General features: G+C 61.0%; 14 protein-coding genes. 7 read left to right on the forward strand and 7 right to left on the reverse strand.

Translation table 11 applies throughout. The features are described from left to right. The first annotated feature begins 1 nt into the window (after position 1). A complete protein-coding gene (locus tag H7X45_RS13315; RefSeq protein WP_156843005.1) occupies positions 2-475 on the forward strand; it encodes a DUF7665 family protein in 474 nt (157 codons plus the stop codon). A 112-nt stretch (positions 476-587) separates the two neighbouring features. Here the strand turns inward: H7X45_RS13315 and H7X45_RS15190 are convergent, their stop codons facing one another. Beyond that, complete coding sequence (locus tag H7X45_RS15190; RefSeq protein WP_198046052.1) at positions 588-923, reverse strand: hypothetical protein; 336 nt, start codon at positions 921-923, stop codon at positions 588-590. A 14-nt stretch (positions 924-937) separates the two neighbouring features. Between H7X45_RS15190 and H7X45_RS13325 the strand changes: the two genes are divergently transcribed. Further along, positions 938-2230, forward strand: a complete 1293-nt coding sequence (locus H7X45_RS13325; RefSeq protein WP_187335269.1) for a hypothetical protein — start codon at positions 938-940, stop codon at positions 2228-2230. Positions 2231-2597: 367 nt separating this feature from the next. Here H7X45_RS13325 and H7X45_RS13330 read toward each other — a convergent pair whose 3' ends face one another. From H7X45_RS13330 to H7X45_RS13355, 6 genes are all read right to left on the reverse strand, one after another. After that, entirely contained in the window at positions 2598-4571 is a 1974-nt protein-coding gene (locus tag H7X45_RS13330) for a ParB/RepB/Spo0J family partition protein (protein ID WP_187335270.1), read from the reverse strand. Between the two features lie 378 nt (positions 4572-4949). After that, the gene (locus H7X45_RS13335) at positions 4950-5309 is read right to left on the reverse strand and encodes a type II toxin-antitoxin system RelE/ParE family toxin (protein WP_160661444.1); all 360 of its coding nucleotides are present in this window, start codon (positions 5307-5309) and stop codon (positions 4950-4952) included. After that, positions 5310-5579 (reverse strand): type II toxin-antitoxin system Phd/YefM family antitoxin, encoded by a 270-nt coding sequence (locus H7X45_RS13340; RefSeq protein ID WP_047822024.1) that lies wholly within the window; start codon positions 5577-5579, stop codon positions 5310-5312. A 59-nt stretch (positions 5580-5638) separates the two neighbouring features. Continuing rightward, positions 5639-9892 carry a strawberry notch family protein gene (locus tag H7X45_RS13345; RefSeq protein ID WP_187335271.1) on the reverse strand — a complete coding sequence of 1418 codons (4254 nt, stop codon included), beginning with the start codon at positions 9890-9892 and terminating at the stop codon, positions 5639-5641. 75 nt (positions 9893-9967) lie between these two features. After that, the gene (locus H7X45_RS13350) at positions 9968-10873 is read right to left on the reverse strand and encodes a DUF7146 domain-containing protein (protein ID WP_160661445.1); all 906 of its coding nucleotides are present in this window, start codon (positions 10871-10873) and stop codon (positions 9968-9970) included. A gap of 215 nt (positions 10874-11088) precedes the next feature. Next, positions 11089-11331 (reverse strand): hypothetical protein, encoded by a 243-nt coding sequence (locus H7X45_RS13355; RefSeq protein ID WP_160661446.1) that lies wholly within the window; start codon positions 11329-11331, stop codon positions 11089-11091. A gap of 504 nt (positions 11332-11835) precedes the next feature. Here H7X45_RS13355 and H7X45_RS13360 point away from each other — a divergent pair. The 5 genes from H7X45_RS13360 to H7X45_RS13380 all read left to right on the forward strand — a co-directional run bounded on the left by H7X45_RS13360 (position 11836) and on the right by H7X45_RS13380 (position 16373). Beyond that, positions 11836-12060, forward strand: coding sequence for an XRE family transcriptional regulator (locus H7X45_RS13360; protein ID WP_008601437.1), 225 nt, complete (start codon positions 11836-11838; stop codon positions 12058-12060). Between the two features lie 75 nt (positions 12061-12135). Continuing rightward, complete coding sequence (locus H7X45_RS13365) at positions 12136-13317, forward strand: type II toxin-antitoxin system HipA family toxin (protein ID WP_246449469.1); 1182 nt, start codon at positions 12136-12138, stop codon at positions 13315-13317. A gap of 306 nt (positions 13318-13623) precedes the next feature. Beyond that, positions 13624-14391 (forward strand): sulfite exporter TauE/SafE family protein, encoded by a 768-nt coding sequence (locus H7X45_RS13370; RefSeq protein ID WP_187335273.1) that lies wholly within the window; start codon positions 13624-13626, stop codon positions 14389-14391. 81 nt (positions 14392-14472) lie between these two features. Then, positions 14473-15117, forward strand: a complete 645-nt coding sequence (locus H7X45_RS13375) for a glutathione S-transferase family protein (protein WP_187335274.1) — start codon at positions 14473-14475, stop codon at positions 15115-15117. A 158-nt stretch (positions 15118-15275) separates the two neighbouring features. Then, positions 15276-16373 (forward strand): sensor histidine kinase, encoded by a 1098-nt coding sequence (locus H7X45_RS13380; RefSeq protein ID WP_187335275.1) that lies wholly within the window; start codon positions 15276-15278, stop codon positions 16371-16373. The last annotated feature ends 36 nt before the right edge of the window (positions 16374-16409 follow it).

Consider the following 16409-nt stretch of genomic DNA (forward strand, 5'->3'; position numbering starts at 1 on the left):
AGTGGAGGATCCCGCCATCGCACTTATTGAAGCTGACCTTGCTTCCGAGGAGTTTCGGACGGGCTGCGACGACGGACGCTGGCGGGTGATAGGTTTCGCTTATCCACGCCTCGACTTCAAGGTTTCAGCAATCGAACCCGACGGTACCGCGACTGAATATGGGTTTCGTGCCGATCTCACCAACTACCCAGGCCTCGCTCCAGAGGTGAAACTCTGGAATCTCGAAGAGGATCGCAAGCCTATCGCTGGCGAGCGACCGTCGGGTGGGAAGCGGGTCGCCGAGACTTTCAAGGACTGGGGATCGGGTACCGTTTATCGGCCGTGGGATCGTCATACCGGGCCGCATAACAACAATGCTGTCGCCAAACCCCACCTAGCGTGGAGCAAGGACCGTGACTTGGCTTTCATCTTCGAGGATCTCTATGGCATATTGGTTAGCAACGGTCGCAAGGTCGCTACTCGGACAGCGGCCTGAGTTGATCTGTGATCGCAAAGTATGGGATGCTGGAGCTGCGGAGCTTTGCCGTCGCACAAACGGCGGTCGACGCGAGAGCGGTGCATTTCTTCTTGGCATCGCAGGCTCGCCCTCAACCATTCGGCAATTCATTTTCTACGACGATATCGATCCCGGTGCCCTCAACAGCGGTATTGTCCTGATCGATGGTCGGCGGCTTGGCGAGCTTTGGGAAATATGCCGAAACGAAGGGATGAGCGTCGTTGCCGACGTTCATGTCCATCCGGGTAGCTTTCGGCAAAGTCCCTCCGACAAGGCGAACCCAATCATCGCGGAGGTCGACCATTTGGCACTGATCCTGCCGAATTTCGCTGAAGGTTCGAATCTTCCAGGCCACATCGGAGTACATCGCTACCTGGGCAACCGTCGATGGCGAGACGAAAGCGACCGCCTTTTTCCTCCCTTTCACGTCGGAAAATATCTGTGGACCTGACCCCCGAGCTATCCCGAATTGCAAAAATGCTGATTGATGCTGAAGGCATTAGTGGCGCGGATGCCGAAGCGCGTCTTCGCGCTATGACTCTGGAAGTCATAGTCGGTGAAAATGCTCACAGTATCGCTGGGCATAATGCGATCCTCACCGCCGTAGCGGTCGGGAAGAAGACCTTTGTCGGCGGCGTCAGTGTCCGGATCGACGACGACGTACCGCTAGTTTCCGCGATGCCAGTCGGTTGCACATCGCTGCGTGAGGCAGTCGATCGGCTGGGCGCTACCAAAAACGTTGGCGTCGCAGCAATCCGTATCATTATCGGAAATGTAATCGGCGGAGCATCAGACGTTCATGCTTGGTGGGATGGCTGGAAAGGCGGAGCAGCGTCGGGACCCAAAATCTCAGGAGACGCGGACAATCCTCTCGCCGGCATTGTAGCTGGCGCGGCGACCGTGGCGTATGCTTTCGCACGGCTGCGAAATGCACATTCGCCTGGGTCTGTAGAGTTTGATCTTTGGCCGCAGAGAGCGGTGAGCAAGCCGCCGCCCTTCGCCAAGGTTTTTCTTCCCAGCGCGCTATGGCTGCTCGGCCTCGGCAATCTTGGTCAAGCATTCATGTGGTCGCTTTCGGCGCTTCCCTATCCCAATCCGCGAGCCGTAAAGCTGGTTTTGCAGGATGCTGACCAGATAAGCGCTGAAAATTGGGGAACTTCCGTGCTCGTACAGTCGGGAGAATACGGCGCCTACAAAACCGCACTCGCGGAGCAATGGGCAAAGCGGAAGGGGTTCGATGTGCGCCGCGTTGATCGCCTATTAGCCCCACATCAACGGGTGCAGGAAAATGAGCCTACGGTGGCGCTTTGCGGCTTCGATTCGATTACCGCTCGAAAACTCATCGACGGCTGCGGCTTCGAATTGGTAATCGACGCTGGTCTCGGTCGCGCCCATACCGACTTCGATGTTTTCCGTGTGACGGTGTTCGATTCTGAGTATTCGGTTGCTGCACACTTTCCAGGAGACGTTCCACGATCGGCTCCTGCGCCACAGGATTATGAGCAACTGCTCGGGTTAGACGGATGTGGAGCCGCCAAGTTTGAAGGCATTGGGATCGCAGCCCCCTTCGTAAGTGCGATTGCTGCGGCGACAACAGTGGCGCGCGCTATTGCGATTTGCAGCGGCGCAGCTGTTCCCCGAAATGAGAAACGGCGGCTGTTCGACGAAGGATCAAAGTTCGCTGCGCCAGCGACAGTGAATGCCCGAGGGATCATGCGCATAGGTTTTTCCTAGGGCGTGATGAGGCCATTAATGTGGCGCGGTTCTACCAGGTGAAGGTGGAGATTGCTTGCCCACGATGGAGCGGTCAATGTCCGCAACTGCTAACGACGGCGGATTAGTATCCCGATCCCTCTTCGGTCTACTTCCCTCTGCTTATATCCCCTGCGACAACGACAGCTTTCGGCGTTGAACGTCGGCAATGGCGGTGCCTACTGTCACGATTTTTTGGCATTTGGACCGTCGACTTTCCGAATTGCTCTTTCTGACACCACATTGGCGGAACATGGCGCAAATACGGCCCAGGTATTGGCATTGAAAAGGCGGCCCGCCCCAAGAGGGGCGGACCGCCTGCCGAGTGACCTGGACCTGTCAGGAGGGGTCAGGCAGCCTGCTCGGCAATCTCGTCAGCCGTAATGTCACTGACCGGCTCTTCGGCTTCGGCGTCAACCGGTTCGCTTTCTTCGGGACCAGCAAAACGCATTATCGAAGGCACCCAGGCCTGCGCCCGTTCCTTGATATCCGCCTCGCCGATGAAGTTGCCCGAGAAAATGCGTTCGGCAGCGCTCGCGAGTTCGGCCTTCTTCGAAGCAGCATAGCGACTGACCAGTTCGGGACCGCCGGCGGCGTCGAGCGCTTCGAGCGTGCGGGCCTTGGCTACGCGGTCGAAGTAGTTGGTCGCCGTGGGACGCCACCAATGCGCGGTCTCGATTTCGAGGAGCGAGCCCAGAGCCTCATGCATAGGCACCGAGCGCTCGCCTTCACAGGCAAGGCTCGCGACAAGGGTGCGCGAGACGAGATGGCCGAGCCAGGCCGAACGCGTCTCGTCGGAAAGTGCCCGAAACCTTGCAAACCGCTCGACATCGCTTGTCCCAGAACGCCAGCTTTCATCGAGCGACCCGACAAACTCGGCCAGAGCAGCGCTTGCCGGTGCGTCCTTGGCTTCGAACCCGGTAACCGGGCCTGATGCCACCGGACCCAGCAGTGTCGATGCCTTCTTGGCGCGCCAATCGTGCCCATCGGCATCGGCAAGCGTGAAGACCATAAAGTCGAGCGCCAGTGCCGGATCGTTGGCGAGATGGATCGCCAGGATATCGCGGCGTTGCATCGCGAGCTCATCGAGTAGGCGCTGCGACAACGAGCTCCCCTTGGGCTTCGCCGCACCGCTCTCTTCAATGGCCTCGACCACGCCTTCGTCAGCGATCACTTCGGTCTCGGTGTAGTACTGTGGAACGAATGTCGGCTCGCCGTTGCGCGAGAGGACTAGGAAGGCACCAGCCTCGGATTTCAGTTCGTCGGCGAGTACGGGGGGACGATCATTGAGCGCGCGCATGGCGCGGTCGATCACCACGAGTTCCTGTTCGGCCTTGGCGACCTCGTCCTCGTCGCTGTCCTCGTCTTCGAGCACGGCGGCGACGCGGTCGTAGTCGGCCTCGAGCTCGCCGAGCTCCTGCGCTTCCTGCTCGGTCATCGGTGCAGGTTCGCAAGGCAGACGGCTCAGACCTTCGACAAGGTCATGGCTGACATAGGTGCCAAGCGTCGGCCGGACCCAGGCAAGGCCATATTCGAGCGCGGCCTTTTCTGCCGCCCCTTCCATGGCCTTGTGCGCGAGGTCCTCGAGCAGCGCGACATCGGTCCAGCTCTCGCTGGCATCATCGTCGAACAATTCGCGCTCGATCCGGCCACCTGCGGCGAGGTACGCATCGCGTCCGACCAGAACGGCTCGCGGATCGGAACCGCGCACCGTGGCATCAAGCACCATGCGGCGGATCGTGTCAGGCGTGATCTGGTACCAGGCGTCCTGCAACTCGGCATAGACATGCGCCTGTCGCTCGATGTCAGAGATTGCGCCGTAGGCCTTGGCCATGTCGAGCGTGATGGTGCCTTCGGCGAGCGCTTCGAAGACGCAGGGTGCGAGACTTGCCAAACGCAGCCGTCCTTCGACAAAACGGACAGTGAGGCCGAAGCGGCGCGCCACGTCTTCTGTGGTAGCCCCCGCCTCGATGATGGAGGCGAAGGCCTGGGCCTCGTCGGCCGGATTCATCGCGAGACGTTGGACGTTTTCGGCAAGGCTGGCTTCACGCACCTCGCTTTCCTCGCCTTCGATCACGAGGCAGGTGACCTCGTGGTTTTGGGACAAGGTGCCCTCTTCGGCCAGTGCCTGCAGCGCGGCGAGCCGACGACCGCCGGCCTCGACCTCGAACTTGCCGCGCTTTCCTTTGCGAACGACGAGGTTCTGCAGCAGACCGCGCGCAGCAATGTCTGCCCGCAGCTGGAGGTCGGCGAGCACGTCGCTCGACTTGCGAACGTTGCGGGGGCTCGGAACGAGCTTCTTCAAGGGGATCGACTGGATCATGGGTTTTCTCCTGATGGAATGAAGGCGCAGGTGAGGATCACGAGGCCCACAAGCCCAAAGGGCTCCCTCCACTCTCTTCAATGGCTGTGGCGAACATCTATACGACCGAGATGGGGCGATCAGGGATCGGCTAAGTTCCGATCATGAGGGCAGTTGTTCTCAATGCGCGAACCCATTCGCAGGCCCGTCATCAGCGGGCACAGGCAGATCAGTCGCCCGGACTTGAGGAAGGACGTGATCGGGCTCCGGCGTACGCGACACGGGAGCTTATCGGTTCATTCAGACACACGAAGGGGAGGAGAGAAGGGGAAACTTAAGCGCAATCGGAGGCAGCGCTCAGTTTCATTCGGACCCTGACCTGTTGAGCGGAGACTCTATCTATCCGCTGCCGAGCAAGCGCTCTTCGAGAAGCGTCCGAAAATCCCGACGCGCATCAGCAATTACGAACACAGTCACCTGACCGGGTGCTGGCTCGGGCTGATATCCGTAGATGATGCGGAAGGGAGAGCGCGACAATTGCCGGAATTCGGTGATCCCGAGAGCCTCAAGTTCCGGTGGAACCGGTCCTTTCTGAGGATTGTCGGAAAGGGACTCGATAGACGCGACGAGGTCATCCAGCAGTGCGTCCGCACCATCGTCGCCATCCGGCCCGCGCTGCGCCACGCGACGCTGCCAGATACCCGCAAGATCACGCTCCGCACCGGAGGTGATCTTGATCGCTAACGCGGCCGTCATCATTCAGTTTGACTTACCCCGTACGCGCTCCGCAAGGCCTGCCACCGGGCGGGTCCGACCAGCGGCAACATCGGCCTGTCCGAGCGCCAGAAGTTTTAGCAGAGCGAGCGTTTCCTGTGCGCGCTCGTAGCTGGCGACATCCTGCAGAACTGCCTTGGCTTCGCCATTCTGCGTGATGACCAGTGGCCCGCCGCCATCTCCAATCTCCCGGATAATTTCGGCGCTGTGGGCCTTCAGATAGCTGATCGGTTTGATGCGCTGGTCCAGCTTCATAGAACACCTTGGGACTGAATTTGGTCTTTATATAGTCCACGACTTGGCAATTGCAAAGCTCAATGCCCGATTGCGATGCCTGGGAGTATCTGGCCTGCCCTCGACACCGGGACGAACAGCCGCGTGCGGTAGCGGATGATCTCGGTGAAGCAGCCCTTGTTCTTGTACCAGTCGAGGCGATCGGGCGAGAACCCGGTCAGTTCAAGGCGCTGTTCGCCGCCTACCAGCGAGCGCTTAACGGTGAGTGGATTGTGGCTTGCGAGGCCCAGCGGTTTGCCGCTGGCAAGGACAAGGTCGCCGATCTGCTCAGCCGATGGTCCGGCAACTCCGGAGAGGCCAAAGGTCTCGGCGATCGCAGCGAGATCGAGATCGAGCACTTCGCGGCCGATGATCGACTGGCCGTCTTCGGCAACGAGCCGGGTGACCCGAACATGATCGCCGGGGAGGCGCTTCCAGACCGGGAGCAGCAGTCCGGTGGCAAGATGGACGCGCTCGGTCACCGGTGACTTGGCCGCTTCCACTTCCTCGGCACGCCAGGCGCTCGTGAACGCAGTGACGCCAATTTCTTCCCATTGGCTCTCAGAGAGTGCCTGAAGTGTCCAGTTCGCGGACTTGAGCGGTCGCAAGAGGCGCCGACGTTCAATCACGGCCCCGTCGTCGGCGATGAGACGCCGGGCTGGAACCGACAGCGCAACCTTGCCCGACCGCGCATTGCGCATCGGGATCGCGTGCGGGCTACCGATCTCGTGCGTCCGCACCAGGCGTTGCAATCGCATAGGCCTAAGGTGCTTGGTCACTTCGAGCGAGACGAGACGGGTCTCGGCTCCGGTCACGGGGTCGGTGCGAAGAAGTTCATCTGTCAGGACCGTAAAGTGATCGACCCTGACGGTCTCCAGTCCCTGGTCGAGCGTTCCGGCTTCACGCGCAGCCTCGATCCGCGCTTCGACGAGGCCGAGATATTCATCGAAGATTGCGTTCTGGAGCGCGATCGGCAGCGCAAGAATGCGGTTGAGCCAGCGCTGGATCGTCGGGAGATTATCGGTCAGTCCACCATCGGGGTTTTCGAGCCGGAGGCCGGTGCGCTCGACGAAGTTGGCAAAGGTGGTGGCTTCGAGCTTGCCGTCATAGAGCAGCTGGAACCAGCGACTGAGCGCGTCGCGCGCATAGTCGCTTTCAAGATTGTCTTGCGGGTCGAACAGGTTCTGTCCGCCGGTCTGGCGCTGGCCGCGCGTCAGCGCGCCCAATGCATCGAGCCTTCGCGCAATAGTCGAGATGAACCGGCGCTCGCCCTTCACATCTGTGGTGACCGGGCGGAACAGAGGGGCCGAGGCCTGATTGGTGCGGTTCGTGCGCCCAAGACCCTGGATGGCGTTGTCGGCGCGCCATCCCGGTTCAAGCAGGAAGTGAATCCGGCGCTGCTGGTTCCTGGCGCCCAAGTCGGCATGGTAGGAACGCCCCGTGCCGCCTGCATCGGAGAAGACCAGGATGCGCTTGGTCCCTTCCATGAAGCTTTGGGCTTCGGCGACATTGGCGCTGGGGCTACGCCGTTCGAGGCGCTGCTCACCATCGCGGCCCAGGACAAGCCTGCGGGTCCGGCCCGTGACTTCGGCCACGGCGTCGGTTCCGAAATGTTCGATAATCGCATCGAGCGCAGTGGCGATGGGCGGCAGTGCGCAAAGCTGTTCGATCAGCGCATCGCGCGCAGCAATGGCGCGCGGGCAGAAAACGGGATTGCCTTCCTCGTCGCTCATCGCCTCGGAGCGAAGATTGCCGTCCTCGTCGGCGAAGACCTGCATCAATCGTACCGGGAAGCTCTTCGTAAGGTAGTCGATGACGTATTCACGCGGGGACAGATCGATATCGAGAGCTTCGCGTTCCTCTTCGGAAAGGTCGGCGAGGCGCCGGTCGAGCATGGCCTCAGCGGTCGAGACCAGCTGCACGACAACCGAATGGTCTTCGCCAAGCGCTGCTTCCATCGCCGGAATCAGGCTCGGCAGTTTCATCGAAAGCAGGAGCTGGGCAAAGAAGCGCTGCTTGGTGCCTTCGAAGATCGATAGCGCCGCAGCCTTGGCGTTGCGATTGAGCGTATCGCCGCTGTCCTCGTCGACCACTCGGGTTGCTTCGAGCGCGGCTTCGAGGTTGCGGTGAATGATCGCCCAGGCATCGGCATAGGCATCGTAGATCCGTACCTGTGCTTCGGTCAGGCTATGTTCGAGGATGTCGTACTCGACCCCAGCGAAGGACAGCGCACGGGCAAGATAGAGACCCTGGGCCTTGAGATCACGGGCGACGAGCTCCATCGCCGCGACGCCGCCGGCGCGGATCTCGGTCGTGAACGCCTCGTGGGTCGGAAAGGCGGTCTCGGGTCCCCAGAGGCCAAGCCGTGAGGTGTAACCGAGGTTGGCGATATCCGAAGCTCCAGTGGCAGACGCGTAGATCACCCGGGCGCGCGGGAGATGGTTCTGCAGCCTGAGGCCCGCCATCCCTTGTTCGGAGCCCTTGACCTTGCCGCGGATTGAAGCGCTCCCGAGTGCATTGGCCATGGCGTGGGCTTCGTCGAAGGCGATCACGCCATCGTAGTCCTCACCCGCCCAGGCAAGGATCTGGTCGAGGCGCGTATCCTCGGCGCGCCCCGAGCGCAGCGTCGGGTAGGTGACGAAGAGGATGCCTTCGGACATCGTCACGGGATGGCCGAGTTTCCAGCGCGAGAGCGGCTGGAGATCGAGCGGTAGCCCGCCAAGCGCTTCCCAATCGCGGCGCGCATCTTCGAGCAGCGCCTCGTTCTTCGTGATCCAGATATGGCGACGCTCGCCGGCGAGCCAGCGATCCATGATGACCGCGGCGATCTGCCGTCCTTTGCCCGCTCCGGTTCCGTCGCCGAGGAAGAAGCCTTGGCGGTAGGAGTGTCCGTCTTCGGCCAGTTCCAGCGAGGTGCCTTCCTGGCTAACCTTGAACTGACCCGGAAGATCGCGCGCAAATGCCTGGGCAGCGTAGACCAGTGTCTCGCATTGCGCTTCGGACAGCAGGCCATCCGCCTGCCAACCTGCGGGAAGGCGCGGGCAAACATCGGGCTGCGGTGCCGCGACCGAACCCATGGCGACCGATTCCACGAGCGGGGTAGGATGAACTGGCGCATCTTCGACGGCGATGCGGCTAGGCCGGTAAGGCAGGTAAATGCCTGCCTGTTCAGGCACCGGTGAGGGTTCGGCGAGGACCGAATAGGTGAGGTCGATCGCAGTTGCTGTGGCTGCAGGAGTCGCCGCGAACGGCGCCACCGGCCGAACCGGCGCGCTTTGGGTCGAAGTCTTGCCAAGGAGGCGCACTGGCTTGCCGACTGGCAGGCGATGGAGGCTGGCGGAGGTCCGCGCTCGTCGCGGTAGCTCCGTGACAATTTCGTGGAGCTCAATTAGGTCGGCAGTATCTCCGATGATCGCTGACGAGGACACAATCGGCGTTTTGTCGAACACGACCAGTCGCACGGCGATCCCCGTCCCTGTCCGGCGAAAAGCCTGCTGCAGCCGGACATTGAGGAGCAGCGACGCTTCGTCCTGTGCCTCGGCGAAGGTGCAAGCATCGAAGCCATTGGGCAAGATGGCGACAATCCTCGCCCCAGCAGCAGCAGACCGGATTGCACTGCGAAGGTGGCGCTGCGCCGTCTCACCGTCCTTTCCGCGTTCCTGGCTGCGGGCGAATGGCGGGTTCATCAGCACGGCCGACGGAACAGCGCCGCGAAGCAGATCGGCGATCAGTTCCCCGTCGTGCGCAGTGATCGTGGCCGCGGGAAAGATGTGGACCAGGCTGTCTCGTCTTGCAGGATCGATCTCGTTGAGGATCAGCGAAGCGTTCTGAACGCTGCCCCACAGCGCAAGGGCGCCATTGCCGGCGGATGGCTCGAGCAGCGTGTCATGCGCAGAGACTGCTGCGGCCTTCGCCATCAGCCAGGCCAGCACCGGCGGGGTCGAGAACTGCTGGAGTTCGACCTGTGCTTCGCTGCGAACGTGCCGCGGCGGCAAGGCTGCTTCGAGCCAGTCGAAAGGCGCTTCTGCTGCGTGCGCGCTTGTCGCCAGATCGATGTGTGAGGACTCGCGAAGCCAGAGCAGTGCGCCGATCTCGACCGCGTTGTTGTAATCGTCGATCGTCCAGGCGCTTCCCCAATCTTGTGCACCGGTCTCTTCGGCAAACAGGCTGGAAATGTCGGTACGGGTGAGATGACGCCCCGACGCAAGAAGCGCGGCAATCCTGGCCCCAATGGCGTGGGCCAGGGGCACTGCCGGCATCTGCTCGCCGGCGGGAAACAGATCTGATTGAAACATGGCAATTCGTCCTCCTGATGAGGGCATCGGGACACGCCCTCTGCCGGATCAGGAATTCGAGAAGCCCACTCTCCTCTACCGCGCCGCCTTGCGGCGCAGCCATGCTGTCAGTTCATCGTTCCAGTCTGTGTCGCGTGACGACGGCTTGCGAACGTGGATCGTCCGCGCATCGCGGGCATAAGCGGCCAGGGCACGCGACGCAGCCAGCTCGCCGCCAGCATCGTGATCGACGAAAAGGTGAAGCTCGGTCACGCTCTCGGGTACGCTGACGAGGCCGAAGCGCTCATTGCCCAAGGTCGCCCAGACGGGAATGCCGGTGAGAGCATAGGCCGACATCGCGCTCTCGACCCCCTCGGCAAGGCCAAGCTTGCCGGAGGCCGGAGCGAAGAGGCGGACAGCTGCTTCGCCGAGCGCGCCGAGCGCGCGCTTCGGTTTGTCGAAATCGGCCTTGGCATTGCCCGAAAGGAACGTGCGATGGATGGCGATCGGCCCCACGTCGAGGCTGACCGCCGCAATCATGGCCGGCAAAAAACGGGTGCGTCCCTTCGGACCAAGAGGCGTTCGTGGATGGAAGCGGAGCGCCGGAGATGCTGCGAGGATGCCGCGGCTCTCGAGGTAGGACTTTGCTGGACTCGCGCGTAACGGCTGTGCGTCGCGCCAGATGCGCAAGGCAGCGGCCGAAGGCTTCGCTGCAGGACCAGTGTCCATCGTGGGCTCGATTGCACCTCCCGAGAACCAGGCTGACGCCGGTACACCTTCACTCACCAGAGCAGCCAGCACGCTCTGCTGATCACATCCCGCAAAACAATGGAAAAGGATCGCTTTTTGGCCGAGCGACACACCGAGTGACGGCGTACGGTCGTCATGCGCAGGGCAGCAGGCCATGCCTTTTGTGCCGGACCATTTGCCGCCCCGGTTTTCACAGATGCGGCGGGCGGCTTCTTCCAAAGAGCTTATCTTGGTGGAATATCGGTGGGACATGGCACATCGCGATCCTTTCGGCTCGCTCACAAAGGCCCTCCTCCCCTCCAGCCCTTCTGTGTTGTAAGAACAGGTCGGAGGGGATTCACGTCTGCACTGCGAGCCCGTCGATTTGAGCGTCACATCGACATCGCCGCTCACCCGCGAGGTCTACCGATTATTCGTAGTGACTTCTCACTAGCGCCATTGATCCTTATTGCTGCCCCACGACCTGGTCAGTTTAGATCATGCGACACGTTACCTAATCGAAAATTCCAGTCCGATCTTTCCTTTTGCAAATCGCGTCGTGCCTTCGAAAGGTAGTCCCGCCAAGTCCGTCGATGAGTGATATGGCTGATTTTGCCGGGCTTGCTCATTCCCGCCATCGCGGCAACCGCCATTCTGCTATGGCCGGGTTGATCATTTTCACGAGCGAATAATGTCTTCGCGCGTTCGATTTCCTCGTCTGAATAATGCATTCGATGCTCCATCGGGTTGGACCTGCGAGAGCGTTCGAACGAAATTCGGCGAACCCTCTGCAGGGTCCGCCGGTTAACCTCCAACTGGAGGACGGGACCTCGGAATTCTTCCGAAGCTGTCGGCTTGTGCCGACATGCGTGACGTTTGCGATATAGTCGCTGAGACAATTCGCGCAACTGCACAGCGACTTTTGAAGTACGATGGTCAAGCCGCGGCCTAGCGACCGCTCACCAGCGCCTCTCCACTCAGTCATGGTCATTGTAAGCCTCGTGCAGGAGGCGGTGAAGCATCTTCCTTCGGTAAATCTGCTTCAAGCGAAAGAGCACAAAAACATGACATATCATTTCTATTTGCGGAATTTCGCATGATATGTCATATATCGGACCATGCCCCGTTCGTCTCGAGCTGCTAGCGGACTACCGCCCCAGAGCCAACGTGCGATTACACGGCTAGGTAAGGATATCGCCCTTGCTCGCCGCCGGAGAAAACTTCCTCAGCGTTTAATGGCCGAGCGCATGATCGTCTCGGTTCAAACGCTGCAACGCCTCGAAGCGGGAGATCCTACCGTGGGCCTCGCGGTTCTGGCGAGCGCCCTGCATGTCCTGGGGATGACACAGCGCCTTGCCGAGCTGGTAACCCCAGACAGTGACCGGGCTGGCATCAGCGAGGATTTGTCCCGCCTGCCCCAGAAGACCCACGCTGTCAGCGACGATGATCTGGATTTCTAGCAAGCCGTGACGACCATCCGCACCTATGTCTTCGTGCATCTTGAGGAGGGGCCTGTTCCGGCAGGCCTTCTCACGATGACCGACGAACCGCGCAACCAGTTTGCTACCTTCGCTTACGGGCGGCGTTATCTGGAACGCCCTGACCGTATTGCGGTCGATCCTGTAGCTCTGCCGTTGCACGAAGCTGGAACTTCTCGAACATTCAGGACGGAAGAAGGCTTTGCCGTGTTCGGTGGCATTCGGGATGCTGCTCCTGACGGCTGGGGCCAATACCTAATGTACAAGGCGATGGGCGATCGCTTGCCGAGCGAAATCGATCTCATTCTGGCCTCGGGCGAACATCGCGTGGGTGCGCTCGCCTTTGGGCCGACGTCCGCCCAGCCTGAGAGAATTACACCATGGGGGGACGGCCCTGCTCCGGGCGAAGAGTTCACGCTCGCAGAGCTAGCAGAAGCCGCCGAACGAGCGCAGCATGTCGACGAACTCGACGAGAACTTGAGGGCGTTGCTAGCCGCCGGGTCATCTCTGGGCGGCGCCCGGCCGAAGGCTGCTACAAAAATCGGCGACAAACCCTGGATCGCGAAATTTCAGAAGCGGGGAGACAGCTTCCCCGAATGCCGGGTCGAACTGGCGACAATGCGGCTTGCCAGCGAATGTGGTCTCGATGTGCCGCCACTCGACTTCCACTGTGTCCTTGATCGCGACATCTATCTGATCGAGCGGTTCGATCGGATTCCTCACGGCAACTGGCTGGAACGCAGGCCCTTTGCTTCGGGGCTCACAATGCTCGGGGCGCATGAGAGCGAGGTCAGCAGCTTCAGCTATGCCGATCTCGCAGGAGCGATCCGGCAATTCGGAACCAAAGTACTTCAGGATCTACACGAGCTATTTCGTCGTATGTTGCTCAATATCCTCGTCACCAATGATGATGATCACCTGCGTAATCATGGCTTCTTGTTCGATGGTGAGGGATGGCGGCTTTCGCCGCTTTACGATGTAGTGCCGAAGCCGCAGCTGGGACTGGAGCGCCGGCTCGTCCTCGGCGTCGGGCCGGAAGGCCGCGCTGCAACGATCGAGAATGCTCTCGCCGGTGCCGCGGTCTTCGACCTCAGCCATGATGACGCGAACGCAATCGCCGAAGACATGAGGAGAATCGTAGCGACACGGTGGGAACACCTATTCACAGAAGCAGGGATAAGCGCGGCTGATCGCAAGCGTTTCGCAACCTGCTTCCGATTGGCAGCACCCGCGTCATGATCGCAAACGCAGAAGTCCGTCCATGGGGGTGCGTGCTTATCAAATTTGGCATGGTGATTACCCGGTGATTGCTAGCCGAGAAAATGGGCATCAAAAAATGCTGATTAATGATTATATATCAGGGTCATACGATAGTATGACCACTAAGGTCTGGTATTTCCGCTATCGTCGGCGCGAGGACCACGCCTGAGGCGGCGCGCGGACAGAGAAGCGCAGCTTCTCGCGCGCAACATATTTTGTCGCTAGGCGGCCCGATCGATTGCGGATAATTTCAACGGCATCATCCCTCCCGGTGAAAGCGCCGCGATGCCCGATTTCAGCAGCTTCGATCTCGTCGCCCTGCTTCCCTTCATCGCGGTGGGCTTCGTAGCCCAGTCGATCGACGGCGCGCTGGGCATGGCCTTTGGCGTCATCACCAACACGATGCTCGTCGCCGTTCTGGGCCTGCCGCCCGCGCAGGCCTCGGCGAAAGTGCATGTGGTGGAGGTGTTCACCACCGCCGTCTCCGGCATCAGCCATTTCCTCAGCGGCAATGTGGAATGGCCGCTCTTCTTCCGCCTGCTCGTTCCCGGTCTGATCGGCGGCGTGACCGGCGCCTATCTGCTCACCAGCATCGATGCGTCCGTGGTGAAACCGTTCGTGCTGGGCTATCTCGCGCTGATGGGCATCTGGCTGCTCGTGCGCGGGCTGCTTTATCCACCCAAGCTGAAGAGCGCGACGGTGATCGCGCCGCTTGGCCTCGTCGGCGGCTTCCTGGACGCCGCGGGCGGGGGCGGTTGGGGGCCGGTCGTCACCTCCAACCTGCTCGTCCAGGGGGCCGAGCCGCGCAAGGTGGTGGGCACGGTGAACAGCGTGGAATTCTTCCTGACGCTGACCGTTTCGGCCACCTTCATCTATCATCTGGGGTTTCAGAGTTTCGCGGGCGCCACCCTGGGCCTGCTGATCGGCGGCGTCATCGCCGCGCCTTTCGGTGCGATCATGGCAAAGCGCTTCAGCCCCAAGGTCATGCTGGTGCTGGTGGGCATCGTGCTGACCGCGACCAGCGCCTATTCGCTGCTGCGCGCACTATCCTGAGCCCGCCCGCCTAGCCAAAGGACTGTTGCGGGCAGGTGTCCGGCGCTATCGTGAGCGGCGGATATCGAAAGGCTATCGCTCATGAAAATCTACGGCTCCTCTTTCTCCCCCTATGCGCGCAAAATCCTGGCATTTTGCGGGGAAGCGGGGATCGATTACGAGTTGCAGGCCGTGGGGCTGGGCTCGGACGATCCCGAATTTCTCGCCGCCTCGCCGCTGCGCAAGATCCCGGCGATGGAGGATGACGGCTTCACGCTCGCCGATTCCAGCGCGATCTGCCATTATCTGGAAGCCAAGCACGATGTCGGCCTGATCCCGCACGATCCCGCGCTGCTCGGCCGTACCGTGTGGTGGGACGAGGTGGCGGACACGGAAATCTTCGCCAACCTGCAACCGCTGTTCTTCAACCGCATCGTCGCCCCGCTATTCCTGCGGCAGGAGGCGGATGAGGCCGCCGCTGCCCGCGCGGAAGAGGAGGCGGTGCCGGCCATGCTCGCTTGGCTGGAAACGCAGATGCCCGAAGACGGTGACTGGCTGGTGGGCGAGCGGCTGACCCTGGCCGATCTCGCGGTGGCAAGCCCGCTGGTGAATTACGCCCACTGCGGCGGCTCGCTCGATGCCTATCCGCGCGTACAGGCGTTCGCCGCGCGCATGCACGCACGGAAAGGATTTGCGAGCAACATCGCCTGGGAAAAGGGCGCGCTGGAAAAGATCCGGGGCGGCTGAAGCCTCGCTCTCACGGAAGGAGCCCGCCGGGCCGTCCCGGCGTCTGAATCGCCGGAACAACAGCTTGGCCCCCCACTCCCTTGCGATAAACTGTTGCCAGATTCGGGCCAATCGGCGACAGATCATTGCGCGGGGGATGTTCATATCCCGGGAGAGGAATGTTGCCGTTTTCACATTTCGACGGCGCTATATTGCCGGAATTGGAGGAACTGCCCAATGATGAAGCACTCGTCAGCTTCATTCTGGGCAATGGCCCATCGCTCATCTTCATCAAAGATGAGGAAAGCCGCATTCTTTACGCCAACAAGGCGTTTCTATCGGTCTACGCACCGGACCAGCGAGAGGCGCTGATCGGCACTACGACGGTCGAAAGCTTTCCTGAGGAGGAGGCCGAGTTGTTCCTCAGCGAGGATCGCCGTGCCTTCAGGGAAGGCCAGACCGAGATCGTCGAAGAGATCACGGACTGGAAGGCGCAGCGCCGCACACTGCTATCGCGCAAGATGGTGTACGAAATGGCCGACGGGCAGAAACGGCTCGTCTGTATTTCAACGGATATCACTGCCCTTGCCGCACGCGAGCGCCGTCTGGTCAGGCTGAACGCGCAGCTGAAGGTCTATTCGCACAGCATCGCGCACGATCTGAAAAACCCCATTTCCAGCATCATCAGCGGGCTGAACATCCTGCAGCGGGACGGGAGCAGCAAATTGAGCGAGCGCGGCGCCGTGGTGGTGAATTCGCTGAAGGACAGCGCGAAGGGTCTGTCGGGATATATTTCGGCGATGCTGAAAGCTGCGACGGGGGAGGTCAGCAAGCTGGATTTCGAGGAATATGACCTGAATATCCTGCTGGAAGAAGTCCGCTTCAACATGTCCGCGGCGATCGAAGCGGCGGATGTCAAACTTAACGTCACGCGTCTGCCCGTCGCCCGGGTGGAACCGAACCTGCTGCGGCAGCTGTTCCAGAACCTGATCGAAAATTCGATCAAATATGCCGGGGTCGACCGGATTATCGTGACGATCCACCACAAGGAAGAAGGTGACGAGCATATCTTCTATGTCGGGGACAATGGCGTCGGCATTCCGGACGACAAGAAGGACATGGTTTTTAGCCAGTTCTTCAAGGACGGGAGTGCGGATGGGTTGGGCTTGGGCCTGACCATCTGCCAGCGCATCGCCAACCTGCATGACGGCACCATGGAAATCTACGACCGCGTCGAGCAGGGTTGCTGCATGGTCGTTCGGATCGCCGCCCGATAGCGATTGCGCCAGAATGTGGCCGCGGCAAATCTGGAC

This window comes from Novosphingopyxis iocasae, from assembly GCF_014334095.1.
In the GTDB taxonomy this organism is placed as follows: Bacteria; Pseudomonadota; Alphaproteobacteria; order Sphingomonadales; family Sphingomonadaceae; genus Novosphingopyxis; species Novosphingopyxis iocasae.